We start from the raw sequence: 25,601 nt of genomic DNA, 5'->3' as shown, positions 1-25,601 counted from the left end.
TGGCGCCGGCCGGTCAGGACTGCACGCCGTACAGGGCCAGCGGGCGGCAGCGCACGGTGTCCCCGGCCGCCGCCACCCTGGCCTGCACCTCGAAGGTGACCGTCGCGCCGTAGTCGGCGCCGAGCACCTCGGTGAACTCCAGTCCGTCCGGCCCGCCGGCCGGGCCCACCTGCCCGCCGTCGCACAGCATCCGCACCTCGGCGCCCTCGGGGCCCTCCGCCGCGATGCGGCAGTGCAGCCTGGGGTGCTGGACGATTCCGGGGCCGCGGAAGAGGGTGGTCCAGGAGGTGGCCGCGGTGGACTCCCAGCGGCTGACCGCCACCGGCGCGGGCAGCGGGTAGGGCACGTAGGGGCGGGCCAGTCCGCGGCGCCGGGCGTCGTCGGCGACGACCACGTTGCCCTTGCGGTCGAGGATCTGCACCGGCTGGTCGGGCAGGGTGTCCGGGCTGCCGGTCCACACCGTCAGTGCCAGGGAGCCGTCGTCGCGGCGCACCACCAGGCCCTGCTGCGGCTCGCCGCCGGCGCGGTCCGGCTGGACGCGGCCGAGGTAGAGCAGGTCCTCGCCGCCGGGGGTGCGCACCCGCAGCCGGCCGCCGTCGCCGATGACGACGTCGCCGCCGCTGATGCGGTTCATCGGCGGGCCGCTGTTGGCGCTGCCCATCAGGTCCCGCACCTGCCTCTCCAGCTCGCGCAGCCGGTCCAGCAGGTCGGTGGGGATGATCGCCACCGGTCAGGCTCCTTCCAGGTAGAGGGTCGCGGTCTCGGCTTTGGTGCGCTGCGGCGGGGTGACGGCCAGCCCGACGATCCGGTACCGGCCGTCGGCCCCCTCCGGGTGCCACAGGTCCCGGATGCGCAGCCGCAGCCGGGCGCCCAGCAGGGCCGGGGAGATCCGGCCGTCCATCAGCACGGTGATCTGCGGGATGGTCTCCGGGCGGCGGTGCCGGGCCAGTTCGGCGCGGGCCAGGGAGTCCAGCACGGCCTGCTCGCGTACGGAGGTGTGGTCGGAGCTGGACTCCAGCCGCGGCCAGCCGCCCGCGATGTCGTCGGCGTCGACCCGCCGCGCGGTCAGCGGCACCGACTCCTGGGACTGGTCGGAGTTGGCCGACTCCCCTCTGGCCACCCATACGTTGGCCTGCACGGTGGCGTCCGAGGGCAGGCTGTAGGTGAGCACCGCGCCGGGGTGGTCCAGCACGATGTCGGCGTGCCCGGTGTGGATCCTGGGGTGGCCGAGCTGGAGTCGTTTGACGCGGCGGCCCTGTGCGTCGCGGTGGCAGTGCACGCGCCACTCGAAGCCGTCGTCGAGCCTGGCCAGCTTGTCGATCAGTTCCCGCACCCGGGCCAGGTCGGTGTGGGCGTGGGCGAAGTCCCGCCGCACCCCGGAGGTCTCGCTCCCGTACCGCAGGCCGATGTCGCCGCCCGGCTGCGCCTGTACGTGGTCGATGAGCGCGCGGACGATGTCGAACTGGTCGGTGGCCGTGCCCACCACGTCACCGGAGAGGATGCGGTGGTCGAGGTAGGAGTCGAAGGTGGCGGCCTGGAACTCGGCCTTCTTCCGGCCCTGTTCGTCGGACTGCGGGGTGCACGTCCACAGCACGCCGCCCCACCGCACGTCCCCGTCGCGCTCCAGCCAGACCGCGGTGCGGCCGGGCCGGAGCGCGGCGCGGGCCCGGCGGGCGAGCGCCTCGTCCGGCAGCGGGACGGTGGCGGTGAGCGAGCCGGGCTTGCCGATGTAGTCGTCGTACTTCGCCTCGGTCAGCGGCAGTACGTCCACCACGCGGTCGGTGCGCAGGTCGCAGAAGACGGCGCGGTGGACGGCGGTGCGCCCGCTCACTCGGCCGGCTCCGCGGACTCGTAGACCAGCGTTCCGGCGATCTGCATGTAGGAGCCGGACGACCAGTCCCACGGTGTGACCGCGTCCACCAGGCCGCTGTGGGCGGGCGCGGTGCCGTCGAGGTCGCCGGAGGACACCTCCAGCTCCAGGTGGTCGGCGGTGGTCAGGCGGATCCGGGCGATGCGCCTCGCCCGGGAGCCGTTCTGCAGGCCCGCGAAGCCGACCGCCTGGCTGGTTCCGGACGCCCGGACGGGCAGCGAGAAGCGCCAGTTGTCGACCGTTCCCCCGGTGCCGAAGACGGTGGTGGAGCCGAAGTAGACGTTGAAGTAGGCGTGCACCAGGGTGCCGGTGTGCACATAGCGGCACTCGACGGCGGCGTTTCCGAACGACGGGGTCCCGGTACCGGTGCTGGTGGTCCACTGCGGCGTCCACTCCCGCCACCTGGGGGTGGGCGGGTAGGGCTGCCAGGCGGTGCCGTCCCAGCGCTGGAGGCCGCCGGCCCCGACGTCCCGGTACTGGCCGGGGTAGCTGCCGGGGATGTCCCTGGGCCAGTCCTCCGGCACGATGCCGCCGACGGCGACGGTGGCGCGGCGCAGGTCGCCGACGGCCGAGTTCCAGTCGATGCCGCCGGTGCCCTCCGAGGCGCCCGCGGGCACCAGGACGGAGGCCAGGGCGAGTGCGGCGCGCGGGGTGGCGGGGGCCTGGGGGGTGGCGGCCGGGGCGCCCTGGACGATCTCCACGGCCGCCTCGGTGCGGCCGGAGGAGGTGTCCTGGATCTCGTCGTACACCCGCAGCACCACCAGATCGATCCGGGGGTTGTCGGGGTCGCCGTCGGCGAAGGTGACCGGGGTGTACTCGGTGAGGGCGACGGGGTAGGCGCCTGCGGACTCGTCGCCCTGGACGACGGCCCGGCCGGAGGCGACGGTGGCGGTCATGCCGGCGGACTGGCCGTAGACGTAGAGCCCGGACAGCGCCCACGCGCCGTCCGGGGAGCCGGGGATCACACCGTCGCGCGAGGCGAGCTGGCCGGCCGGGGTCATGGTGCCGGTCGGGGCCAGGCGGGTGTCGGCGCGGGACTGGCCGGCGCCGTCCTCGGTGCGGTTGAGCAGCCATGCGGTGCGCACGGGCATGAGGTTCCTCCTGTGTGTGGTGGTGGGTTGATGTGGTGCGGGTGCGGGTGCGGCGGTGGGCCGCCGGTCACCAGTGGGCGTCGCGCCAGCGCACGGTGACGGTGGCGCCGGGGTCGGGGACGGTGTCGCCGGAGCGGAAGGCCAGCGGGGTGGCCCCGGGCGCCAGCAGGAACAGCTGCTCGGGCGCCGAGCGGGCGGTGGCGGTGTACAGCCGGGAGGCGGTCCCGTTGAGGACGACCGTCCCCGCCTGGGTGTCCACGGTCAGCACCTCGCCGGCGGCGAGGGTGATGCCGTAGCTCAGCCGCAGCCCGTCCGTCAGCCGGGTCAGCGACGGACGGTGCGCCGGGCCGCGGAACTCGATCACCGGGTGCGCGGCCGTCTCCCCGGAGTTGTGGGCGGTCACGGTGCCGGTGGACCCGGTGGTGCCCCAGTCCAGCGGCCAGGCCAGGCCGGCCTCCGCCCCGGTGCCGGGTCCGGGCTGGGGGGCGCCGGGGGCAGTCCAGGCCAGGCCGCTCTCCGGCTGCGGCAGGCGCAGTACGGCGCGCTGCTCGCGGACGCCGAAGCGGCGCGGGTCGGTGGCCACCCACTGCAGTTCGGCCCTGGCCGCGCCCTGCACCACGTAGCCGCGATCCTGGGGGACGACGCGGCGGCTGACGCGGGCGCGGCAGGCCAGCGTCTCGCCGTGCAGCCGTACCGCCAGCCACCGCTCGCCGCCGTCGGGGACGGTGGCGGCGCGGAAGCCGCGCATCGTGCCGCGCGCCTGCCCGGCTGTGTCCGGCAGCAGCCAGACGGTCGCCGAGACGGTGCGCGGCTTGGCCCAGCGTGCGCCGGGCCAGGCGCCGTGGCGGTCGGGCAGGGCGACGTCGCCGGTCTCCAGGTCCGGCAGGTCGTCCCAGCCGGTGATGCCCTTGGCGTCGATCTGGTAGGGGGTGCCGGGGCCGAAAAGAGCCCCGGCCCACTGGATCTGCCCGTCGTGGGTGATCAGTGAGCCGGGGGGAGTGTCCTGGCCGTTGTGGAGTTGTCCGGTGTCGATCACGTTCGGTGTCCTCGCTTCCTGTTCACGGTGCCGCTCCCGTCCCCGCGATCGCCTCCGCGACCGGCACCGCGGCGCCCGGCTGCACGGGGCGGGCGGGGTGGGCGGTGCGGGCGAGGAAGAGCAGGTCGTCGGCGACGCCCAGCGGCCCGCGTTCGGCGGGTTCGGTGTAGTGCTCGATCCGTCCTCCCCGCATCCGCGCGGAGGCGGTGTGGCGGGCGGCGCGGTTCATCAGCCGGCGCAGCGCGGGCAGCGGCAGTACGGCCTCGGCCTCGCCCGCCTCGGCGACGACCGCCGGCACTCCTCCGCGCCGGGGCAGGGCGACGCCGCCCGCGGCCAGTTGCGGGATCCTGGAGATGTTCACGCCGAACTTCTTGCCGAGGATGCTGACACTGAGGCTGTTGAGGCCGTCGATCAGCCGGTTGGCGAAGGCGATCAGCCCGTTGATCGGCGCCTTGAGGACGTGCGGGACCAGTTGCATGCCCGACTCCAGGAATCCGGCGATCCCGCCCAGGACGCGGCGCGTCGCTCCGGAGACCCGGTCGAACCCCTTGCGGGGCCCGGTGGTGAGCCAGTTCAGCGCCGAGCGGACGGCGCCCCTGATCCGGCCCATGGTGCGGCCGGCGATCGAGCGCAGCGCGCCGCCCGCTGAGGAGACGGTCCCGCGCAGGGTGCCCATGGGGTCGCGCACCATGTCCGCCAGCCACTTCACCACCGCGGTGACGACCGTGAGGTAGCCCCGTACGTAGCCGGTGGCGATCTTCACCACCGTCCGCACGGCGGGCTCGATCACCTTGGCGACCGTCCGCACGCCCTGCGCCAGGGCCGCGCTGCCCTGCTGGATGATCCGCTGCCCGGCCTCGGACCGCGCGGCGGCGTCGACCAGGTCGATGACCAGCGGGGCGACCAGGGAGAGCGCCAGCCCCCAGGGGTTGGCCTTCATCACGGTGTTGACCAGTTTCATCACCCCGGCGCCCAGGCGCAGTCCGATACCGAACACGCCGCCGAGCCGGCCGAAGAGGCCGGCGCCCTTGGAGATGCCGCCGGAGAGCGTCGCCGCCTGCGCCGCGCCGCTCCTGATCCGTTTCAGCTCCCGGCTCGCGGCGGCCGCCTTGGGCCGGGCCGCGGTCAGTCGCGGGTGCGCGGCGCCCGCCCGGCGCCCCAGGCCCGCCAGCCCCTGGCCGGCGGCCCCGGCCGCGGGGAGCGTGCGCCGCAGTTCGGCCGCGGAGCGCTGGGCGGATCCGCGTACGGCCGCCGCCGCCCGCTGCGCGGCCCGCACCGCCCGGGTGTTGGCGGCCAGGGACTGGCGGGCCTGGCCCAGTGCTCCGCCGAATCCGGCGAACGCGGGCCGGGCCAGGGCCAGTTGGTTCAGCGGCACGGCCCTCCACCTCCTTCCGTGTCTCCCGTTCTCCCCGCTCCTTCCGCTCCTTCCGTCCCTTCCACCCCTTCCGTCCCCGGGTGTGGTGCGCGCCCGGTCCTCATCCGCGGGCCTTGGCCAGGAGCATCAGCGCGTCGGCGGTCCGCTGCGGGTCGCCGGTCTCGGCGGCGTAGTAGTGCTCGATGTGCAGTCCGCCGGCTCCGGCCGCGGCGGCTCCCGTGCCGTAGGGGCCGGGTGTGCCCCGGTCCGCCCGGGCGGCGGTCAGTCCCAGCAGCGAACCCAGCTTGGACAGCGGCAGTACGGCCTCGGCCTCGCCCGCCTCGGCGAGGATCGCGGGCACGCCGCCGGAGCGGGGGGTGACGACACCGCCCTCGGCGAGTCTGGGGATGGTGGGCAGGCTGACGCCGAAGGTCTTGCCGCCGACCATCGGCACCCAGCCGGGGATCGACACCTTGATGCCGTTGATGCGCCGGATCGCCCGGTTGATGATGTCGATGACGCCGTTGACCGGCCCCCTGACACTGTTCTTGACCTTGCCGAAGGCCCGTGAGGCGATGCCGGAGAGCCGGCCCCAGATCTGGCTCATCCTGTCCCGCACGGCGCGGAAGGCTGCCGGGATAGTGGTCCTGATCCAGTTGACGACGGGCTGGACGACCTTCCTGATGCCGTTCATCACGGCGCTGATGGTGTTGCGGACGGCCCGGACGGCCGTGGTGATGACGGCCTTCCAGATGGCGAAGTAGGTCCTGACGACCTTCACGATGGCCTTGACCACCACCGACACGGCCGTCCTGATGCCGTTGAAGACCGACTTGAAGATCCTGCCCAGACTGCTCAGCAGCGGCCCGATGACCTTCATGGCCTTCTTGAGGACCTCGCCGACCACGGTGAAGACCTTCTTCATCACCCGCTGCATGGTCTTCGACTGGGTGGCCATCGCGACGATCTTCTCGATGACCGGTGTGAGCAGCGAGAGCAGCGTCCCGAAGATGTTGCCCTTCATCTCCTTGTTGAGCTGCTTGAACCCGCCGGAGGCCTTCTTGGCTCCCTGCTGCATCCGCGTCATCTGCGGACCGCTCTTGACGGCCTCGCGGCCCAGCTTGGAAACGGAGAGGGCGGCCTGGTCGGCCGCCCTCTTCATCGTCGTCAGTTCCTTGTTGGTGTTTCTCGCGCCGGTGGTGATCCGCGTGACGCTCCGGTCCGCGGCGGCCGCCTGCCGGCCCAGGCCGGTCGCGGCCCGTCCGGCCGTGTCCGAGGCCGATTTGAACTGCCGCAACGTGCCCGAGGCCCGTTGCAGCGCACTCGCCAGAGCCATGTGGTGCTCCTCGTTTCTGTCTCTTCCGGCGGAATCCGGTTTCTTCCTCGCGTCATCCGAGCGCGGCGGACAGGGCGTTCACCCTCGCCCGCACCCTTTCGAGGTCCTGGAGCACTTCCGTGTACTTGGGTCGGCGGGAGTTGGCCACCTGCTGGGTGGAAGTCGCCTGCACCGCTCTGCGTGCCGCCCCCTGCTGGCGGTCCAGCCTGCGGTGTGCTTCGTCGGCGCGGGCCTTGGCCTGGCCGGCCGTGGCCAGCGCGCGTCCGGTCTGCTGCCCCAGGGAACCGCTGGTCTGACGGATCCGCCGCACGGAGTCCTCCGCGTGGTCCCTGGCCCGTTCGGCCGTGGCCAGCGCGCGTCCGGTCTGCTGCCCCAGGGAACCGCTGGTCTGACGGATCCGCCGCACGGAGTCCTCCGCCGCCGTGCGGGCCGCTCTGGCGGTTTCCTCCACCCGGTCCACCCTGGCCAGGAGCTCCCCGTCTCCCCCGTCTCCCCCGCCGCCCACGCCGCCCACGCCCGCTCCCAACCGCGTCGTCGACAGCATGTCCTCGAACGACCTGACCCACGGCCACTTGTATGTGACACCGGCGAAGGAGATCCCTTCGAGGCCGACGTTCATCAGTTCGGGTGTGACGGCGAAGACGCTGGGGTCCATCTTGAAGGCCTGGGTGCTCCAGTAGACCGCCTGGTTGGCGGCCGCGGAGTGTTCCTCGCCGGCGATATCCTTGACACCCTCGGCGACCGAGTCCATCAACGCCCCGGATCCGTCGAATGTCTTGGCTACCAGGTCCTCCACGAAAGCGGCTATTTCGGAGCCTGGCCTTGTGATGGCTTCCTTGAGCAATCTCAATACTTCTTCCGGCGTCATGACCAACCAATCTGTTTCCCGGAACGCTCTTCGAACGGGCGCGGTCAGCACCTTCCGGGCACTGCCGTTGCCATCCCCTGGTAGGGTCGGGGAATGCTCTTACTACTGGGGGGAGTTGCCTCTCTACTCGCCGTTTACTTCCTGCAACGCGGAGTCAGGCACCTGGTGTTTCTGGTCAGGGAGCGGCGTGCGGTGAAATCGGGCGAGACCACCAAGGGCGTCTGCACCGGTTACCAGTGGACGGTCAACGGCGCCGTGATCGGCGTGGTGCGGTACGAGGATTCCGAGGGACGCGTCCGTGAGGCTTTCACAGGCCCCAGCGCCCGCCCTCCGCTGAGGGTGGGAGAAACCGCACCGGTCACCTACAGCCCCGGGAACCCGGCGCACCGGGGAGTCGTCAACGGCGAGTTCAGACCGGTCATCGTGGACGTGTTCGACGTCTTGAGGTTCTTCGTGGGCACCGGACTCGCGGCCGCCCTCTCGTTCGTCTTCTTCTGGACGTTCGCCCTCAATTCCTAGCCTCGCGTCAGCCGGAGCCCGCCCGGTGGCGAGACGCTCCGGCACCTACGATCGCGAGGCGGCCGGAGGCCGGTGAGCGCACGCCCGTGGACACTGCCCGGGAGGGCCGTCGACGAATCCCCGTCGGCCCCCCGGCGCCGAAGAGGCACCGACGGAGCACCGACGACCGGGGCGGCCTCCCCTCACCCGGCCCGCTCGCCCCCGGCGGCCTCCATCGCGTCCTGCCAGCCGGCGGCGTAGGCGCGGGCGTCGCGGGCGTCCAGCTCCGCGCGGACCGCGAGGAGCAGTTGCTCCGCGGCGGGCCCGTCCAGGCGCCGGAATATCCCGCCCAGCAGTCGCTGGAGCTCTCCGGTGGCCTCCGCACGGGTCGTGTCCTGGCCGGTCTCGTAGCTCTCCGTCGCCACCCCTATCACCCTCTCCGGCTCGTGGTGCCATATGACCTGCTTGGATGCGTACACGGGGGTCACGGGCGCGCAACGGAGGTGGGGGTGTTGCGTACCCAGCGTCATCATACGGCCGCACGGAGCAAAAAATCGAACACAGTTTTGTTTTGGTACGGACCGGGGCCGTCCCCGCCGCCGGGAAGCGGGCGGGGACGGCCCCGGTGGGCGGCCTCCGTCAGCCGAAGAAGCGGGCCAGCTCGCGCGCTGAGGGACCGGAGGCGGGCGCGCGCTCCGGCTCGGCGCCGGGCGTGTCGCCCAACTCCCCATCGTTCGGCTCCTGTTCCCGCGATCCCGACTCGTCCGGCCGCTGCCCGGGCCGGGGGACCGGCTCCGGGTACTCCGGCGGCTCGTCGTCCTCGTCGCGGTGGAGCGCGGCCGTCATCCAGTTCGCCGCCGCCAGATGGTCCACGGCTGCGGCCAGCAGGTGCTCGGCCGCACCCCACTGGGCTGCCTCCCCGTGGTCGGCGAGGTTGACCGCGCTGTCGCGCGGCAGGTGGCGGATCAGGACGGCCAGGCGGCGGGAGGAGAGCCCGCCGCGGTACCAGTCCAAAAGATCGACCCCGTAGTACCGCAACAGGTCGGCTTCCAGTGCCTCGGCGTGTTCGTCGACGAACGCGTCGAGGCTCAGCCTTCCCCCAGGCCGAGCCCGGTGGCCTTCCCGTACGCCTCCAGGATCGCGGCGACGTCCTGCATGGAGACGTCGTGCCGGTCGAAGCGGTCGAACTGCTCCTCACCCAGGAGCAGGCGCAGCAGGCCGTCGATGTCGTTGTCGTCCAGCTCGCGCAGGGCGCGGGCGGTACGGCGGCTGAGCTCGCCGGGCATCTCGAAGGTGTCGCCGTCGATGGTGAAGGTCCAGGCGCGGCCCAGTGCCTCCGTGCGCTGGGCGCGTGCGGCGTTGACGTCGAACGTGGTCATGTCTGGTCGGCTCCTTGCCGGGGTGTCGGGATGTCGGGATCGGGACGGAAGCGGAGGGCGCCGGGCCCGAGGGCCCGGCGCCGGTGCTGTGCTTGCTGTGCTGTGCGGTCCAGCCCGCGGAACGGATCAGGCAGCCGGGGTGGTGCCGGCGAAGTCGGGGTCCTTGACCAGCCAGGTGGCCAGCGGAGTGGCGGCGTGGACCGCCATCGCCGTGAAGGTGACGCCGAGCTTCAGCGAACCCTTGCGGTTCATCTCGACCTCGTCGGTGTCGGTGACCTGACCGCGCGGCAGGACGAAGCGGTAGACGACCTCCTCGCCGTCGGTGAACTCCAGGCCCAGCGACCGCTCGTCCGGGATCGGGTCGGAGAGCACGTCGTACTGGTAGACGCCCGAGCCGGCCGCGGTCTCCCTGACCTCGCCGCCGCCGAAGTACAGCGGCAGGGTGTCCGGGTTGAACTGGAGCATGCTGAACTTCACCGTCATGTCCCGGTCCTCGTAGATGAAGCGGGCCGGGCCGACGGACTGCCAGGTGTCGACCTGGGAGGTCTTCTCCTTGCGGCCGAACTTCACGCCGTCGGAGCTGGTGTAGCCGACGTCGGTCCAGCCGGTGCCCCACTCGGAGGCGGTGTCGGCCGGGGCGGCGGTGCCCAGCGGGGCGACGAGGATGCGGCCGTTGCCGGCCACGCGGATCTGGTTGGGGTTCATACCTGCCATGTGAGGCGACTCCTCGGTTCGGAGCGCGGATCGCGTCTTCCGCTTCCGCGCTCGTGCGAAGGGCCCCGCTTCGTGCGGGGCCCTGTGACGGGGTGGTGCGGTGCCGGTTCGGCGGTGCCGGCGCGGCTGTGTTGGCGCGGCGGCCGTCAGCCGGTCTGGACCGGGGTGAGCGACAGCCGCACCGTGGTCAGGTAGCGGTTGGCGTCGAGCCGGTTGTAGTCGGGCAGCCAGCGGACGCCGTCCGCCTCGACCACGTCGGTGACCGTGGCCGTCCCGTGGGTGGTGCCGCGCAGTCGCAGCAGCGCGGCGCGCATGCCCAGCGAGTCGGTGTGGGCCGTGGTCTTGTCCGGCCCGTAGACCTCGAGCTCCACCAGGGGGTTGTCGAGGTGGAGGTCGTCGACCCACGCCCCGCCCACCCGGGAGACCAGCACCACGCGCTGGGTTCCGTCGAAGCCGTCCGGCGGGACGTTGTCCACCGTCACCCCGGTGAGCTCCGGCCGGTCGCCGAGGAAGTCGACGATCAGACGCTCGACGTCCGGGAACGCCAGCAGCGGATCAACCACACGCCTCCTCCTTCCTTGAAGAGGGCGGGCCGGCCGCAGGGGCCCGCCCATGACGAACGGCGGGCCGCACCCGGGATACGGGCACAGCTCCGCCGCTGCGTCCAAGTGTGAACTAGATCGTGCGAGCGCGCAACCAGTAAGGCGTGGCGACTTCCCGGAGAGCCCGCGCCGCACCGTCCGGGAGTGGGGCGCGAAGCGCAGAAGGGGGTACCGCGACCGGCGGGCGGTGACCGCTGCCGACGACCGTCATCGACCCGTACGACAGTCCGGCCCGGCCCCGCAGGAGAGCGGGACCGGGCCGGCGGGAGGGGTCGCGTGGCGGCGCGGCGGTCAGGCGCGGCGGCGCGCGGGTGGCTCCACGGGACCCCCTTCGGGCAGGAACTGGCTCGCCACCCTGACGAACATCTCCCGCTGCCCGGCCGGGATGCCCAGCAGTTCGGCGGCGCGCTCCAGGGTGAGCAACTCCTCCGCCCCGCCGTCCGCACGACCCCCGGGGGACGGCGGCAGCGGCAGCTCGTCGGCGGTGAGCTGACCGGAGCGGACGAGCATCTCCCGCACCGGGACCCTCAGCACCCGGGCGAGCCGCCGCATGGTCTCCAGGTCGGGCATGCTGTGCCGCCGCAGCAACCGGGTGATCGCCGCGCGGTGGACGCCGGCGGCGTCGGCGAGGCGCGACTTGCCGCCGCCCCGCGGGCTGTCGATGTCGTAACCCCGCTCCCGGATCAGCCCTTCGATCCAGGTCGCGAAAGCTTCCAGATCCTGCGCTGCGGCCATGACTCGCCCCCTTCGTGGACCCTCAGCATAACGTGCTTTCGCGCACGGCATTACGTGCTATCGAGCGCGAAATGGAAGACCTGGCGAACCTCGACGGATATTTGTTGCGCGCCAGCACGCAACATAGGATCATATGGTCCGCACCGAACAGCGACACGCATCGAGGGAGTCACCCATGGCACCCGCCACCCGCACACCGACGGGCCCCGGCCGCCGCGAGCCGTTACGGCAACGGCCGGCGCCGGTACAGAAGGGGAGGACCGCATGAATGACACCGTCCGTACCGAGACCGCCCGTCGGCTGGGCGCGCTGCGCCGCCAGTTCCCCGAGCTCCTCGCCGAACTGGCGCCCGGCGGGCGTAGCCCGGCCGTACCCGGTCCGCCCCCCGGCCCCTCCGGGGGCGCCCGGTCCACCGCCCCGCTGCGCCTGCACATCTCCGACGCCATCCGCGACATCACCGACGGCGTCACCGAGCTGGAGGAGGCAGTGCACGACAGGCTCGACCTCCCCCGCCCGCAGCGCGCACGGGCCCCCCGGCGGATCGGGCGCCTGCTGAGCCTGCTCGACCGCATCGGCCGCGACGCGGTCCTCGCCGAGCACGTCCTGGACGAGGCCCGCAGGATGAGCCGCCGCTGCTCGCGGGCGCTGGGCGGGAGCGAGGCGATGACGGCCGTCGACGGACGCTGCCCGTGGTGCGCCTCCGTTTCCCTGCGCGCCTTCCCCGAGCGCCGGGCCGTGCTGTGCATCAACCCCGGCTGCCGCTGCGAAGACCCCGGGTGCGGCTGCCGCACCGACCCCGCCCACCGGCACTCCTGGCCACAGCGCGAGCTGCCGGACGGGCTGCCGCACGATCCGCTGGGCAGTGGCGCCTGATGCTGGTCACCGCGGCGATGGCCGCCCGGGAGGTCTCGGTCGCCCCGGCCACCATCCGCAAGTGGGTGCAGCTCGGCCGCCTCGCTCCGGCGGGGCGGCAGGGGCGCGCCCTGCTCTACCGCCTGGAGGACGTCTTCGCCGCCGAACGCTCCGCCCGCCGGCCCGGCGGGTGAACCGCCGGGCCGGGGACACATCCCCGCACGCCCCCGCCACCGTGCCGGGCGGCGCGGACCGGCCGCGGGAGCCTCCGGCATGAGACCGCCCGGGGCAGCCGGGCTCGGCGCCCCGGGCACTCCGGGCGCTCCGGCCTCCGGGAAAGCACGCGGGTGGCGGGCACGGCGGGACGGGGAGGCACCGCCGTGAGCGCTCCCGCGCCCCGGCCGCCGTCGGCCACCGCCGGACCCCGCACGCCCCGCACGCCCCGGACGCCGTGACGAACGGGTGAGGCCGGGTTAGCGGGCGGTGAGCGGAGGTACTCGGAGTGCTGACCCATGAGGGGAGCGCGACGACGATGAGCACGATGCAGCGGATGGACGGACACAGGCGCGGGCACGGCCCGGGAGAGGAGCACTCCGTCGGCGAGCTGGTGGCGCGGGCCACCGCGCAGATGTCCCAGCTCATGAAGGAGGAGCTGCAGCTCGCCAAGATGGAGATGGCCGAGAAGGGCAAGCGGGCCGGGATGGGCGGCGGCATGCTCGGCGGCGCCGGGGTGGTCGCGCTGTACGCGGTGGGCGCCGGTGTGACGGCCGCGATCGCCGGCCTGTCCGTGGTGTGGCCGGTGTGGCTGTCCGCCCTGGTGATCATGGCGGTGCTGTTCCTCGTCGCCGGGGTGCTGGCGGCTCTGGGACGGCAGCAGATGCGCAGGGCGACGCCCGCCAAACCCGAGCGGGCGCTGCGGGGCGTGCACGACGACCTGGACGAGATCAGGGGAAGGGCGCGGCGATGAGCGTTTCGAGGGACACCAGTCAGGCGGAGGTCCCGGACACCCCGGGCATCCCCGCCGACCCGGACACCCCCGCCGAGCTGCGCGAGCGGATCGACCGCACGCGCCGGGAGCTCGGCGACACCATCGAGGAGCTGGCGGCCAAGGCCGACGTCAAGGCCCTGGCGCAGCGCAAGGCGTCGGGCGCCGTACGGGCGGGCCGGCGCAACGCCGTGCCGCTGGCCGTGGCGGGCGGGGCCGTGCTCGCCCTGGCCGTGGCCGCCGCGGTGCTGCGGCGGCGGCAGGTGCTGCGGCGGTGGCACCCGCCGCGCCACGACCCGCGGACGCCGGCGTCAGTCCGCCGCCTTGTCGAGCGTATGGCCGCGTGAGGCGTCCGGTTCCGGGTCCGGGCGCGAGCCCTGGGCCTGGTCCCGGCCCGGGCCGGTACGGGCGGACTCGCCTCCGCTCCGCTGCCGCCTGAGCCACCTGAGGCGCCGCAGCCGCAGCCGCAGCGAGCGCGGCCACTTGGCGGTGTCGCGCGGCTCCACGTACGGCTCCTCCCCCTTCGGCAGCCCGTCCGCGTACGCCCGCCGGCGGGCCAGTTCGGCGTCCAGCTCCAGGCCGAGCAGGATGGCGATGTTCGACAGCCACAGCCAGACGAGGAAGACCACGGCGCCGGCGAGGGTGCCGTAGGTCTTGTTGTACGAGCCGAAGTTCGCCGTGTAGACCGCGAAGCCCGCCGAGGCGGCCAGCCACAGCAGCACGGCCACCAGACTGCCCGGCGCCATGCGCAGGCCCCGCAGCCGGGCGTTGGGGGCCGACCAGTACAGGATGCTGATCATCGCCGCGACCAGCAGCACCAGCACCGGCCACTTGGCGACCGACCACACCAGCAGCGCCTGGTCGCCCATGCCGACGGCCTTCCCGGCCTGCTCGGCCAGCCCGCCGGTGAAGACCACGATCACCGCGCTGACGGCGAGCAGCACCATCAGCACCAGCGTCACGCCGATCCGCAGCGGCGTGAGCTTCCACACCGGGCGGCCCTCGGGGATGTCGAGGACGCGGTTGGCCGCGCGGATGAACGCCGCGACGTAGCCGGAGGAGGCCCACACCGCGCCCAGCAGGCTGACGGCCGCCACGAAGCCGCCGCCGCTGCCGCGCCGGATCTCGCCCACCGTGTCGCTCAGGATCTCGCGGGCCGGGCCGGGGGCGAGCTGCCGGAGGTTCTCCAGGATGTACTGGGTCGCCGTCTCGCCGACCGCACCGAGCAGCGAGACGAGCAGCAGCAGGGCGGGGAAGATCGACAGCACGCCGTAGTACGTGAGGGTCGCCGCCCGGTCCGGGATCTCGTCCTCGAAAAACTCCTTGGCCACGCCCCGCACGACGGACCACCACGTCTTCGCCATGGCCTAGAGGATTACCGCCGCGGGCCCGGCCATGTGCCGACCGGGGGCACGGCTGGGTAACGGGGGCCGCGGCCGGACGCGCGCGGGGCGCGGTGCGGACGGAAGACACCGTCCGTACCGCGCCCCGCGTACGGGCCCCGCGGCCCGCGCGTCACAGGACGCGGGTCAGCCTCGTGCCCAGGTCCGGTTCGGCCAGCTCGCCCCGGACGGCCACCGGGACCTTCACCTGGCCCGGCCCGCTGCCGACGGTCAGGGTGCCGACGGTGTCGCCCGGGGCCGCCGTGTGCGGAACGCCCTTGCCGCCGTCGGTCAGGGCCAGCTCCACCTTCAGGCCGGACCAGCCGACCGCCGAGACGTCCTCGGTCGCGACCAGCGGCGTACGGCCGCCGAGGCCGTCGTCCACGTAGCCCACCACGTCGCCCTTGGCGACGATCTTCTCCGACTTCAGGACCTCCTGCGCGGAGACCAGCAGCTCGCGGCTCTCGGCGATCACCGTGTCGATGATCGGCGGCTTGTGCTGCCCCAGCATCGCGCCGATGATCAGCTGTGTGGTGCCGCCGACCTCCTTCTCGCCCGCGAACAGCAGGTTGCCGCCGGCCGCGGTGGTCGTGCCGGTCTTGATGCCGACCGCGCGGTTGTACGGGACGAGCCCGTTCCAGTTGCGGTGGCTCACACCGTTGCGGTCCTTGTACGAGGGCTTCTTGACGATCTCCCGGAAGGCCTCGTAGTCCATGACCTTCTTGCCGAGTTCGACCTGGTCGGCGGCCGTGCTGACGGTGTCCTTGCGCAGCCCGCTGGCGTCGGTGTAGGTGGTGTTCTCCATCCCGAGCTCCTCGGCGGCGGCGTTCATCTTCTCCACGAACGCCTTCTCCGAGCCGCCGGAGTCCCAGCGGGCCAGCAGCCGGGCCACGTTGTTGGCGGAGGCGATCATCAGGGCGTGGAGGGCCTCGTCGAGGGTTATCTCCTCGCCCTCCTCCACCTCGACGGTCGACTCGCCCTGGGCGCTGAGACCCGCGTCCTTCTCGGCCTGCGCGTCGACCGGGATCCTCGGGCCCTCCTCGCCCGCCTTGAGCGGGTGGTCGCGGAGAATGACGTAAGCGGTCATCACCTTCGCCACGCTCGCTATCGGCACCGGCTTCTCCTCGCCGTACGAGCCGAGGGAGCCGAGCCCCTCCACCTCCAGGACGGCCTGGCCCTCGGGCGGCCAGGCCAGTGTGGGCTCGTCGCCCTCGAAGGTGTGGGTGGCGGAGGCGGTGAGCACCAGCTCCGGGGCTGGAAGCGGGCGCATGAGCTGCGCGACCGCCAGGGCGATCACCAGCAGCAGGACCAGCGGCGACCAGATCTTGATCCGCCGCAGGGCGACCCGCACCGGGGTCTCGGGCGGGGCCGGCTTGTTCGTCAGCTCGGCCAGCAGTTCCAGGGGCCTGTGCGGCGGCAGCGGCTGCTGCCTGGTCCGCTCGGCCTCCGGCAGCTCGGGGCCCGGCGTGTGCGGCGGCTGCTCCGGCGACACGACGGCCGGGGGCACGCGGGGGGCGTCGGCGGACCGCAGCGGTACGAAGCGGCTCGTCCGCTCGGCGTCGCTCTCCGCCTGTTCCCCGGCCTTCTCCGGCTCCTGGGTCTTCTCCGGCTCCCCCGGGTCCGCGGCCTCCCCCGGGTCCTCTGAACCCGGCTCCTCGGAGGCACTTTCCGGACGCACCCGGAACATCGCGGTGGGCTGGTCGACCGGCCGGTCGGCTCCGGCCTCCTCACCGCCCCCGCCGTCCCCGGTCCTCTCCCCGGCCCTGCTCCCGGCCTTGTCCTCAGGAGTGCGGAAGACCGCCGTCGCCTGGTCCACCGGCCCGGCCCCGGCTCCCCCGTCCTCGGCTGGGTCACGGTCCTCGGCGGGGCCGGTGCCGCCGTCCGCCTCCTCGGCATCGGCGTCGGCGTCCTCGTCGGTCCTGCCGGTCCCCGCCTTGGCCTCGGCCTTGTCCTCAGGAGTGCGGAAGACCGCCGTCGCCTGGTCCACCGGCCCGGCCCCGGACTCCCCACCGGCAGGCTCGTCCCCACCTGCGGACGCGTCCTCACCGGCGGCCTCCGGCTCCCCGGCCTTCTCCGGCTCCCCGGTCTCCTCAGGCTCCCGCGTCTCCGGCTCCCGGACCGCCGTCCTCGCCGTGTCGCCGCCCTCGGCGGAACCGGCCGCCCCGGCCGCCCCCGCCGGACCGTCACCGTTCGGCGAGGGCTCCTCGCCACCGGTCCCGGCCTCGTCCCCGGGCGCCTCGTACAGCGCCACGCGGGGGTCACGCGCCCGCTCGGGAACCGTTCCGGCCTCTCCGGTCGTCTCCCCCAACGAAGTCTGCCGTTCCGAACTGTCGGGGGACTTGCCCGCCACCTATGCCTCCCGCTTGGTGTCGCCACTCGTCATATCAGTAAACAGTGTCCTGAACGCCGGTCCTCCCCCGGCACTCCGACCCTGTTTCGCGGCCGTGAGGGCCCGCTAAATTGCCAGACGGTAACGACATACCTACTGGTTCCATGACAAAGCACCCAGGTGCTCTCGACAGACCTCTGTGAGAGGGGTCACCCTGTCATGCATCCACGCGGGGAGGCATGGATGGGCAGGAGCCGCAGAACAATTCCGGAGGAGCTTCTGCTGCTGGCCCTGGACCCGGCCACGGGTACCACGGCGCAGCCGCAGTCGCTCGACCTCGGCCTGGCCGGGGCCCAGCTCGTGGAGCTGGCTCTCGCAGGACGGATAGCCCCTGACGGGGATCGCATCGCCGTGGTGCTGCCACGGCCGACCGGAGATCCAACCCTGGACTCCGCGCTGGAGCTGCTGCGCAGACGCGGCAGCCCCGTCCGCGCGGTCCACTGGATCGGCGGGCCCAGACTCGGGCTGCGCCAAACCTATCTCACACACCTGGAGCGCTGCGGCATGGTCCATGCCGTATCCAGCCAGATGTGCGGGGTGTTGCCGACGACTCGCTACCAGGCGACGGACACGGCCGTGAGCCGGGAGATCAGGGCCCGGCTCGACAACGCGATCCGCACCGGCGTACCGCCGGACCCGCGGACCGCGGCACTCGCCGCGCTGGCCCATGCGGTCGGCCTCGGCAAGCACCTCTACCCCGGCAACGAGGGACGGTCATCCCGTTCCCGGCTGAGGGATCTGATCAGGCACGACCCGATGGGCGGCCTCGTCGCGCACGCCGTGATGGACGTGCAGAACGGCGTGGCCGCGCAGCCCCGGCGCACCGCTCCCGGCAGGGGCGCGGGCGGGCCGGGAGGCGGACGGGCTGCGGCGCGGCCCGCCGCGCCGCAACCGCTCGCCGGACAGGCACGGCGGGGCGGGATGGCCCGCGCGGGCGCCCACTGACCCTGCCGCGCCCCCACCGGCGGGCACTCGGAAGGCACCCGGCGGACGCCCGGCGGATTTCCCGAACTCGGCCGAAATCCGACCCGTCGGCCGCGTAGCGCGGGGTGGCGGCCCGCACTCCGACCCCGGAGTGCGGGCCGCCACCCCGCGCGTGCGTGTGCGCACCCTGTGTGGCGGTTTTTCAGCGCGGACGCGGCCATTGGTGGCAATCTGCTCCAGGAGCGGTCCTATTGGCGTAAGCGGAGGTGTGCGCACCGTGGCATCCAGTGTCAATCCCACCGTCAGGCGGCGCAGGCTGGGTCAGGAGCTGCGCCGGCTCCGTGAGCAGAGAGGCATGACGGCCGAGGAGGTGGCCGACCGGCTGCTGGTCTCCCAGTCCAAGATCAGCCGGCTGGAGAACGGACGCCGCAGCATCAGCCAGCGCGACGTCCGTGACCTGTGCGGCGTCTACGAGGTCGACGACCAGCGGATAGTCGAATCGCTGATGCAGATGGCCAAGGAGTCCAGACAGCAGGGCTGGTGGCACGCGTTCGGCGACATCCCGTACAGCGTGTACATCGGGCTGGAGACGGACGCGGCGTCCCTGCGCGTGTACGAGCCGCAGGTCATGCCGGGGCTGCTGCAGACCCCCCGGTACGCGGAGGCCGTCGTCGCGGGCGCGCTGCCCGAGGCGTCGGCGGAGGACGTGGAGAAGCGGGTGCAGGTGCGGCTGCGCCGGCAGGAGCGCATCCACGACCGCAAGAGCCCGCTGCGCCTGTGGGCGGTGATCGACGAGGCCGCGCTGCGCCGGGTGGTCGGCGGGAAGCAGATCATGCGGGACCAGCTGGAGCATCTGCTGGAACTCTCCCGGCTGCCCCATGTGACGGTGCAGGTGCTGCCCTTCGATATGGGCGCGCACCCTGGTCTCAACGGCCAGTACGCGATCCTGGAGTTCCCGGACACGGCGGACTCGACGGTGGTCTATCTGGAGGGCGTCACCAGCGACCTCTATCTGGAGAAGGCCGGCGACGTGCACAACTACAGCGTGATGTACGAGCACCTGAGGGCGCAGGCGCTCAACGTCGAGCAGACCCGGGAGTTCGTCGAGGACATCGCCAAGGAGTACATCCGGGGCTGAGGCCGGCGCGCCGGTGACGCGGGAACGGCGCGGTGCGGCGCACGGGCGGCGCAGCAAGCTACACCCGGTGGCGCGCCGATGTGAAGAGCCGTTTGGAATATGCCATCCGGTCGAGTGAACGGCGTTAATGAAGGCCCCAGTTGGCGGGTACCGTCTGCCGCACGCCGGGCCCAACCGGCGATTTTCACCGTCTGGGAGAAAACGGAGCAGACATGGCAATCCGACAGGGAATGACCGACAGGTGGACCAAGTCCAGCCACTCCGCCGGGAACGGGGCGTGCGTGGAGGTGCGGTCCCCCGAGCCGAGGGCGGTCGCCGTGCGCGACTCCAAGGTCCCGCAGGGGCCGTCGCTGGACTTCGTCCCCGGTTCGTGGACGGCGTTCGTGGGAGCCCTCGGCCAGGGTTCGCTCGCCCGGCGCTGACCGCTCCAGCACACCGCACCACGGCGGCGTGCCCCGCCGTACCGCGCGGCACCGCGCCGAAGCCCTCTCGACTGGTTCGCCGTCCCGGCCGAGGGGGCTGAAAACTGCTTCCCGGGCCCCGCGTGCGGGGCCCGGCTCCGTCAGGCGCGCGGGTAGCGGGTCAGCCAGCCCGGTGAGCCGGCCGGGGTGGCCGGGCTGTGGAGGGCCGGTCCCTGGGTCATCTCCATGGCGAAGTCGTCGGCCAGCTCCAGGATGGTGGCGCGGCCCTCCAGTTCGGCGACCCAGTTCGGCGGCAGGGCGGTCTCCCCGTGCATCACGCCCAGCAGGTTGCCGCAGACCGAGCCGGTGGAGTCGGAGTCGCCGCCGTGGTTGACCGCCAGCAGCAGGCCGTGGCCCACGTCCTCGGCCACCAGCGCGCAGTACACGCCCATCGCCAGCGCCTCCTCCGCCGTCCAGCCCTCCCCCAGCGACTCCACGCGCTCGGCGGTCGGCGGGCCCTGGCGTACGGCGCCGAGAGCGCCCTTGAGGGCGTCGGTGGTCTCCTCGTGACCGGGGTGGGCCGCCAGATGGGCCAGGGCCCGCTGCACCGCGGCGTCCAGGCTCTCGCCGCGGGCGACGGCGTGGACGATGACGGCGAAGGCGCCCGCCGCCAGGTAGCCGGTGGGGTGGCCGTGGGTCTGGGCGGCGCACTCGGCGGCGAGCTGGAAGACGAGCTGCGGCTCCCAGCCGACGAGCAGCCCGAAGGGCGCGGAGCGCATGACGGTGCCGCAGCCCTTGGAGTCGGGGTTCTTGGGGGCGTCCAGTGTGCCCATCCGGCTGTCGGCCAGCCCGGTCAGGCAGGCGCGGCCGGGGGCGCGCCGCGAGTACAGCCACTCCTGGCGGGCCAGCCAGCCGTCCTCGGTGCGGCGCTCGTCGGGCCCCCAGTCGCGCTGGGTGGCGGCCCAGCGCAGATAGGCGGCGTGCACGTCGGTCGGCGGGTGCCAGGCCCCGGTGTCGCGCCGGACGTGGGCGCGGATGAGGCCGTCGACGGTGAACAGGGTCATCTGCGTGTCGTCGGTGATGGCGCCGCGCCGCCCGTAGGCGGGCACGTAGTCCGTCACCCCCTGGGGGCCGTGGGCGGCCCGGATGGCGTCGAGCGGGTCGAACTCGACTCCCGCTCCGAGCGCGTCGCCGATCGCGCCGCCGAGCAGGCAGCCGCGTACCCGGCTGCGGAAGTCCTGCTGCTCGGTGCGGCCCCAGATACCGCCGCCAGGTGTCGCGGTCACCGTGCCGTCCCCTCCCGTTCGCCCCTGGGCTCTCGTCCGCTGCGGTCCGTTCCCGTGTCCCGTGTGCCGTTCCCGCCGGTTCGGACCGCACTTTAAACGACGGTGCACGGGCGGAGGCGGCCCGGAGGTGGACGGGGGCCGGAGATCCCGGGAAGACGGCCGGAAGTCGCCCCGCGCCCGTCCGGCCCGTCCGTCCCGGCCCGCGAGGGTTCCGGCCCGCGAGGGTTCCGGGCGCGCCCCGGCCCTCAGTCCTCCAGCACCGGCAGCAGCTCCGGCAGGCGCCCGCCGGAGGCCTCGGCGGCCCGTACGCGCTCGGCGGGGACCTCGCCGTAGGTGGTGGTGCGGGGGCGGGCCGGGCGTCCGGCGGCCTCGGCGATGGCGACCAGGTCCCGGACGGACTTGTAGGAGCCGTAGGAGGAGCCGGCCATCCGGGAGATGGTCTCCTCCATCAGCGTTCCGCCCAGGTCGTTGGCGCCCGAGCGCAGCATCTCGGCCGCGCCCTCGGCGCCCAGCTTGACCCAGCTGGTCTGGATGTTGGTGATGTGCGGATGCAGCAGCAGGCGGGCCATGGCCGTCACCGCGCGGTTGTCGCGCACCGTCGGCCCCGGGCGGGCGATCCCGGCGAGGTAGACCGGGGCGTTGGTGTGGACGAACGGCAGCGTCACGAACTCGGTGAAGCCGCCGGTGCGCTGCTGGATCTCCGCCAGCAGCCGCAGATGGCCCAGCCAGTGCCGGGGCTGGTCCACGTGCCCGTACATCATCGTCGAGGACGACGGCAGGCCCAGCTCGTGCGCGGTGGTGACCACCTCGACCCAGGTGGCGGCCGGCAGCTTGCCCTTGGTGAGGATCCAGCGCACCTCGTCGTCGAGGATCTCGGCGGCCGTGCCGGGGATGGAGCCGAGCCCGGCCTCCCCGGCCGCCGTCAGCCAGTCGCGGATCGACATGCCGGTGCGGGTGGCGCCGTTGACGACCTCCATCGGGGAGAAGGCGTGCACATGGATGCCCGGCACGCGCTCCTTCACCGCCCGCGCGATGTCGAAGTAGGCGGTGCCGGGCAGGTCCGGGTGGATGCCGCCCTGCATGCAGACCTCGACCGCCCCGACCTCCCACGCCTGCGCCGCCCGGTCGGCGACCTGGTCCAGGGAGAGGGTGTAGGCGTCGGCATCGGTGCGGCGCTGGGCGAAGGCGCAGAAGCGGCAGCCGGTGTAGCAGACGTTGGTGAAGTTGACGTTGCGCGTGACGATGTAGGTCACGTCGTCGCCGACGGTGTCACGGCGCACGTCGTCGGCGATGCGGCACACCGCGTCCAGGGCCGGGCCGTCGGCGTGGAGGAGCGCGAGGGCCTGGTCGTCGGTGAGGCGGGTGGGGTCGTCGGCGGCGGTGGCCAGGGCGGCGCGCACGTCGGCGTCGATCCGCTCCGGCGCCATGCCTGGTGCGGCGCTCTCGCGCAGCGCCTCCCAGTCGCCGTAGACCTCGTCGAAGTCGGCGCGGCGGTCGGCGGTGCGGCCGGTGGTGTCGATGGTGCGGTGCAGGTCGGTGCGGCCGGCGGAGGTGGCGGTGAACGCCTCGTCGGGCTCCTGCCAGGGGCGGCCGGTGACGGCGGCGTCCTCGCGGGCCAGGCCCGTTTCCGGGTCGGCCAGGGCGGTGACGTGGGGCAGCAGCCTCGGGTCGAGCCAGGGCTCGCCGCGCCGGACGAACTCCGGGTAGACGGTGAGGCGTTCGCGCAGCTCGAAGCCGGCCGTGCGGGTGTGCCCGGCGAGTTCGTCGATCTGGGGCCAGGGGCGCTCGGGGTTGACGTGGTCGGGGGTGAGCGGGGAGACGCCGCCCCAGTCGTCGATCCCGGCGCCGATCAGCAGCGCGTACTCCCCGCCCACCAGGTTGGGCGGGGCCTGGATGCGGGCGGCCGGGCCGAGGACGTGGCGGGCGACGGCCACGGCGGCGGCCAGCTCCTCCAGTTCGGCGTCGGGCATGCCGCCCATGGCGGTGCCGGGCTTGGCGCGGAAGTTCTGCACGATGACTTCCTGGACGCCCTGGTACGCCCGCTGGACGCGGCGGACGGCGAACAGCGACTCGGCGCGCTCGGCGTACGTCTCGCCGATGCCGATGAGGATGCCGGTGGTGAAGGGGACGGACGAGCGCCCCGCGTCCTCCAGCACCCGCAGCCGGACGGCCGGCTCCTTGTCGGGCGAGCCGTGGTGGGGGCCGCCGGGCTCGGACCACAGCCGGGTGGCGGTGGTCTCCAGCATCATGCCCATCGACGGGGCGACGGGCTTGAGGCGCTGGAAGTCCGTCCACGTCAGCACCCCGGGGTTGAGGTGCGGCAGCAGGCCGGTCTCCTCCAGCACCCTGATCGCCATGGCGCGCACATAGGCGAGGGTGTCGTCGTAGCCGTGCGCGTCCAGCCACTCGCGGGCCTCGGGCCAGCGGTCCTCGGGCCGGTCGCCGAGGGTGAACAGCGCCTCCTTGCAGCCCGTCGCCGCCCCCCGGCGGGCGATGTCCAGCACCTCGTCCGGGGAGAGGTAGGGGCCGTGGCCCTCACGGCGCAGCTTCCCCGGCACGGTGACGAAGGTGCAGTAGTGGCAGCGGTCCCGGCACAGCCGGGTGAGCGGGATGAAGACCTTGCGCGAGTAGGTGATCACCCCTGGGCGTCCGGCCGCCGCAAGGCCCGCGTCCCGTACGCGGGCGGCCGAGGCCGTCAGGTCGGCCAGATCCTCACCGCGCGCCTGGAGCAGTACGGCGGCCTCGGCCGCGTCCAGCGCGACCCCGTCCCGGGCCCGCCGCAGGGCGCGCCGCATGGCGTTGGCGGTGGGGGCGGTGGGTGCGGTGGGTGCGGTGGGTGCTGCCTGCCCGCTCGACGAAGTCATGGAAGCGAGCATACGAGCGCCCCCGGCACCGGCCGGGAGGCGGGCGGGGGATGCCCCTCACATCCGCTCCCCGCCGACGCGCCCGCCGTCACACGGTGTCGGACGAGTTGTCCACAGGCCTTCTCCCGCCCGTCACCCGTACGTGGAAAAGTGACCGGCACCACATCGGAGGCGACAGGGCGGGGGTTCTCATGGACCGGCGCGAGGTACTGGGGCTGTCCGCCGCCGCGGGGGCGGCGAGCGTGCTCACGCTCCAGGGCGTGAGCTTCGCGCACGCGCGGGAGCGCGGGAGGGAAGGCGGGAGCGGCGAGGAGAGCAGGACGGTCCGCGGTCATCTGCCCAACGGCGCCCCGGACTTCGTCCACCTGCCCGTTCAGGTGCCGCGCGGGGTGCGGGAGCTGGCCGTCTCGTACTCCTACGACAGGCCGGCCGTGCCCTCCGGTACACCGGGCAACGCCCTGGACATCGGGATCTTCGACGAGCGCGGCACGGCCGCGGGCGGGCGCGGTTTCCGGGGCTGGTCGGGCGGCTTCCGCACGGAGTTCGCCATCAGCGCCGAGCGGGCCACCCCGGGGTATCTGCCCGGCCCGGTGCGGCCGGGCACCTGGCACGTGGTGCTGGGCCCGTACACCGTCGCCCCGCAGGGCATGGAGTACGAGGTCACCGTCACGCTGCGGTACGGGGAGCAGGGGCACACCCCCAGGCCGGCGTATCCGCCGGAGCGGGCCGGGGGCCGGGGGCGCGCCTGGTACCGGGGCGACTGCCATCTGCACACCGTGTACTCCGACGGGCGGCGCACCCCGGCGGAGGTCGCGGCGGCGGCGCGGGCCGCCGGGCTGGACTTCATCGCCACCACCGAGCACAACACCACCTCCGGGCACGGCGCCTGGGAGGGGCTGTGGGGGGAGGACCTGCTGATCCTGTGCGGCGAGGAGGTGACCACCCGCAACGGCCACTACCTGGCGCTCGGCGTCGATCCGGGCACCTTCGTCGACTGGCGCTACCGGGCCCGCGAAGACGCCTACGGGCGGTACGTGCGCAGGATCCACCGGGCGGGCGGGCTGGTCGTCCCGGCGCACCCCAACTGCCCGTTCGTGGGCTGCCAGTGGAAGTTCGGCTACGCGGAGGCGGACGCGGTGGAGGTGTGGAACGGGCCGTGGACGGCCGACGACGAGATGGCCCTGGCCGCCTGGGACAACACGCTGGTGGAGTCCTGCCGCCGGGGAGGCGGGGACGGGCGCGGGCGGTGGACACCGGCGATGGGCAACAGCGACGCCCACCGCGAGCCGCAGGTCGTCGGCCTGCCGCAGACGGTCGTCCACGCCGAGGACCTGTCGCGCGCGGCCGTGCTGGAGGGCATACGGGCGGGCCGGAGCTGGCTGGCGGAGTCCTCGGGGATCGGGCTGGAGCTGTCGGCCGCGGGCCCGCGCGGCGAGCACGCCGGGATCGGGGAGCGGCTGCGCGTCGCGCCGGACGCCGCGGTGGTGGTGCGGCTGGAGGTGTCGGGGGTGCCGGACGGCACGGTGCGGCTGCTGACCGACCAGGGCGAGATGCGCTCGGAGCGCCTGCCCGCCTCGGGCTCCGGCACGGTCCTCTGGCGCACCACCGCCTCGCTGGCCGCGTATGTGCGAGCCGAGGTGCGCCACCCGGGCCGGGGCGGCGGCGCGGGGCCGCCGGGCCCGATGGCCGCGATGACCAACCCCCTCTGGCTGGAGGCGCTTTGACGTCCGGAGGTCCGGATGAGCGTCAACTCTCGTAACAAACAAGGGATTTGACCGTGTTCGGACATCTCCAAATCTGTCAGGGCATCAGCTATCGGTTCCGTCGCGGGTTTGCGGTGACTGTGAGGAGAGGCGGGGGCACGGCTGACGTACCGACCCTTGACAAGGCACACTGT

The 25,601-nt window shown here is 73.4% G+C and carries 26 protein-coding genes; 9 read left to right on the top strand and 17 right to left on the bottom strand.

From position 1 onward, the window contains the following. Positions 1-13 precede the first annotated feature (13 nt). From IQ279_RS04550 to IQ279_RS04520, 7 genes are all read right to left on the bottom strand, one after another. Positions 14-727 (bottom strand): hypothetical protein, encoded by a 714-nt coding sequence (locus IQ279_RS04550; RefSeq protein ID WP_206346971.1) that lies wholly within the window; start codon positions 725-727, stop codon positions 14-16. A 3-nt stretch (positions 728-730) separates the two neighbouring features. Continuing rightward, the gene (locus IQ279_RS04545; protein WP_206346970.1) at positions 731-1,831 is read right to left on the bottom strand and encodes a hypothetical protein; all 1,101 of its coding nucleotides are present in this window, start codon (positions 1,829-1,831) and stop codon (positions 731-733) included. Next, positions 1,828-2,961, bottom strand: coding sequence for a hypothetical protein (locus IQ279_RS04540; RefSeq protein ID WP_206346969.1), 1,134 nt, complete (start codon positions 2,959-2,961; stop codon positions 1,828-1,830). Before IQ279_RS04540 ends, IQ279_RS04545 begins: the two co-directional genes overlap by 4 nt. A gap of 67 nt (positions 2,962-3,028) precedes the next feature. After that, complete coding sequence (locus tag IQ279_RS04535) at positions 3,029-3,994, bottom strand: phage distal tail protein (protein ID WP_206347194.1); 966 nt, start codon at positions 3,992-3,994, stop codon at positions 3,029-3,031. 25 nt (positions 3,995-4,019) lie between these two features. Beyond that, entirely contained in the window at positions 4,020-5,372 is a 1,353-nt protein-coding gene (locus tag IQ279_RS04530; protein WP_206346968.1) for a hypothetical protein, read from the bottom strand. Between the two features lie 100 nt (positions 5,373-5,472). Next, on the bottom strand, positions 5,473-6,687 hold the full coding sequence (locus IQ279_RS04525; protein ID WP_206346967.1) for a phage tail family protein: 1,215 nt from the start codon (positions 6,685-6,687) through the stop codon (positions 5,473-5,475). Positions 6,688-6,739: 52 nt separating this feature from the next. After that, positions 6,740-7,483 (bottom strand): hypothetical protein, encoded by a 744-nt coding sequence (locus tag IQ279_RS04520; RefSeq protein ID WP_206346966.1) that lies wholly within the window; start codon positions 7,481-7,483, stop codon positions 6,740-6,742. A 165-nt stretch (positions 7,484-7,648) separates the two neighbouring features. Here IQ279_RS04520 and IQ279_RS04515 point away from each other — a divergent pair, with 165 nt between their 5' ends. After that, positions 7,649-8,074: a DUF3592 domain-containing protein gene (locus tag IQ279_RS04515; protein ID WP_206346965.1), complete on the top strand. Its 426-nt coding sequence runs from the start codon at positions 7,649-7,651 to the stop codon at positions 8,072-8,074. A 182-nt stretch (positions 8,075-8,256) separates the two neighbouring features. Here the strand turns inward: IQ279_RS04515 and IQ279_RS04510 are convergent, their stop codons facing one another. The 6 genes from IQ279_RS04510 to IQ279_RS04485 form a co-directional block, all read right to left on the bottom strand. After that, positions 8,257-8,541 (bottom strand): hypothetical protein, encoded by a 285-nt coding sequence (locus IQ279_RS04510; RefSeq protein ID WP_206346964.1) that lies wholly within the window; start codon positions 8,539-8,541, stop codon positions 8,257-8,259. Positions 8,542-8,692: 151 nt separating this feature from the next. Continuing rightward, complete coding sequence (locus IQ279_RS04505; protein ID WP_241027638.1) at positions 8,693-9,094, bottom strand: hypothetical protein; 402 nt, start codon at positions 9,092-9,094, stop codon at positions 8,693-8,695. A gap of 47 nt (positions 9,095-9,141) precedes the next feature. After that, complete coding sequence (locus IQ279_RS04500) at positions 9,142-9,432, bottom strand: hypothetical protein (RefSeq protein WP_093846786.1); 291 nt, start codon at positions 9,430-9,432, stop codon at positions 9,142-9,144. Between the two features lie 126 nt (positions 9,433-9,558). Further along, on the bottom strand, positions 9,559-10,146 hold the full coding sequence (locus IQ279_RS04495) for a phage tail tube protein (protein ID WP_206346963.1): 588 nt from the start codon (positions 10,144-10,146) through the stop codon (positions 9,559-9,561). A gap of 146 nt (positions 10,147-10,292) precedes the next feature. Continuing rightward, positions 10,293-10,709, bottom strand: coding sequence for a hypothetical protein (locus IQ279_RS04490; protein WP_206346962.1), 417 nt, complete (start codon positions 10,707-10,709; stop codon positions 10,293-10,295). Between the two features lie 330 nt (positions 10,710-11,039). Next, positions 11,040-11,483: a helix-turn-helix domain-containing protein gene (locus tag IQ279_RS04485; RefSeq protein WP_206346961.1), complete on the bottom strand. Its 444-nt coding sequence runs from the start codon at positions 11,481-11,483 to the stop codon at positions 11,040-11,042. A gap of 264 nt (positions 11,484-11,747) precedes the next feature. Between IQ279_RS04485 and IQ279_RS04480 the strand changes: the two genes are divergently transcribed. The 4 genes from IQ279_RS04480 (at position 11,748) to IQ279_RS04465 (ending at position 13,667) form a co-directional block, all read left to right on the top strand. Beyond that, complete coding sequence (locus IQ279_RS04480) at positions 11,748-12,356, top strand: hypothetical protein (RefSeq protein ID WP_206346960.1); 609 nt, start codon at positions 11,748-11,750, stop codon at positions 12,354-12,356. Beyond that, complete coding sequence (locus tag IQ279_RS04475) at positions 12,356-12,529, top strand: MerR family transcriptional regulator (protein WP_206346959.1); 174 nt, start codon at positions 12,356-12,358, stop codon at positions 12,527-12,529. Before IQ279_RS04480 ends, IQ279_RS04475 begins: the two co-directional genes overlap by 1 nt. Positions 12,530-12,867: 338 nt before the next feature. Further along, positions 12,868-13,302 carry a phage holin family protein gene (locus tag IQ279_RS04470; RefSeq protein ID WP_241027568.1) on the top strand — a complete coding sequence of 145 codons (435 nt, stop codon included), beginning with the start codon at positions 12,868-12,870 and terminating at the stop codon, positions 13,300-13,302. Continuing rightward, complete coding sequence (locus IQ279_RS04465; RefSeq protein ID WP_206346958.1) at positions 13,299-13,667, top strand: DUF3618 domain-containing protein; 369 nt, start codon at positions 13,299-13,301, stop codon at positions 13,665-13,667. The genes IQ279_RS04470 and IQ279_RS04465 overlap by 4 nt, the downstream gene beginning before the upstream one ends. Here the strand turns inward: IQ279_RS04465 and IQ279_RS04460 are convergent. Together IQ279_RS04460 and IQ279_RS04455 are read right to left on the bottom strand one after the other, a co-directional pair. Continuing rightward, positions 13,632-14,684, bottom strand: coding sequence for a YihY/virulence factor BrkB family protein (locus IQ279_RS04460; protein WP_206346957.1), 1,053 nt, complete (start codon positions 14,682-14,684; stop codon positions 13,632-13,634). The two genes, IQ279_RS04465 and IQ279_RS04460, sit on opposite strands and share 36 nt — an antisense overlap. Before the next feature lie 151 nt (positions 14,685-14,835). Continuing rightward, entirely contained in the window at positions 14,836-17,010 is a 2,175-nt protein-coding gene (locus IQ279_RS04455; protein WP_241027567.1) for a serine hydrolase, read from the bottom strand. A 264-nt stretch (positions 17,011-17,274) separates the two neighbouring features. On the opposite strand from IQ279_RS04455, the gene IQ279_RS04450 reads away from it, so the two are divergent. The 3 genes from IQ279_RS04450 (at position 17,275) to IQ279_RS04440 (ending at position 19,575) form a co-directional block, all read left to right on the top strand. Then, entirely contained in the window at positions 17,275-18,036 is a 762-nt protein-coding gene (locus IQ279_RS04450) for a GOLPH3/VPS74 family protein (protein ID WP_206346955.1), read from the top strand. Positions 18,037-18,292: 256 nt separating this feature from the next. Next, a complete protein-coding gene (locus IQ279_RS04445; protein WP_206346954.1) occupies positions 18,293-19,153 on the top strand; it encodes a helix-turn-helix domain-containing protein in 861 nt (286 codons plus the stop codon). 212 nt (positions 19,154-19,365) lie between these two features. Then, positions 19,366-19,575 (top strand): DUF397 domain-containing protein, encoded by a 210-nt coding sequence (locus IQ279_RS04440; protein ID WP_206346953.1) that lies wholly within the window; start codon positions 19,366-19,368, stop codon positions 19,573-19,575. A 140-nt stretch (positions 19,576-19,715) separates the two neighbouring features. Here IQ279_RS04440 and IQ279_RS04435 read toward each other — a convergent pair whose 3' ends face one another. Together IQ279_RS04435 and IQ279_RS04430 are read right to left on the bottom strand one after the other, a co-directional pair. Beyond that, positions 19,716-20,840 (bottom strand): ADP-ribosylglycohydrolase family protein, encoded by a 1,125-nt coding sequence (locus tag IQ279_RS04435; RefSeq protein ID WP_206346952.1) that lies wholly within the window; start codon positions 20,838-20,840, stop codon positions 19,716-19,718. Between the two features lie 245 nt (positions 20,841-21,085). Beyond that, entirely contained in the window at positions 21,086-23,635 is a 2,550-nt protein-coding gene (locus IQ279_RS04430) for a bifunctional FO biosynthesis protein CofGH (protein WP_241027635.1), read from the bottom strand. Between the two features lie 260 nt (positions 23,636-23,895). On the opposite strand from IQ279_RS04430, the gene IQ279_RS04425 reads away from it, so the two are divergent. Further along, the gene (locus tag IQ279_RS04425) at positions 23,896-25,428 is read left to right on the top strand and encodes a CehA/McbA family metallohydrolase (protein WP_206346950.1); all 1,533 of its coding nucleotides are present in this window, start codon (positions 23,896-23,898) and stop codon (positions 25,426-25,428) included. The last annotated feature ends 173 nt before the right edge of the window (positions 25,429-25,601 follow it).

This window comes from Streptomyces verrucosisporus (genome assembly GCF_017114865.1).
Lineage (GTDB): Bacteria > Actinomycetota > Actinomycetes > Streptomycetales > Streptomycetaceae > Streptomyces > Streptomyces fenghuangensis.
Note: the sequence above shows the minus strand (reverse complement) of the source record. Positions and strands in the feature narration are given on the sequence as shown.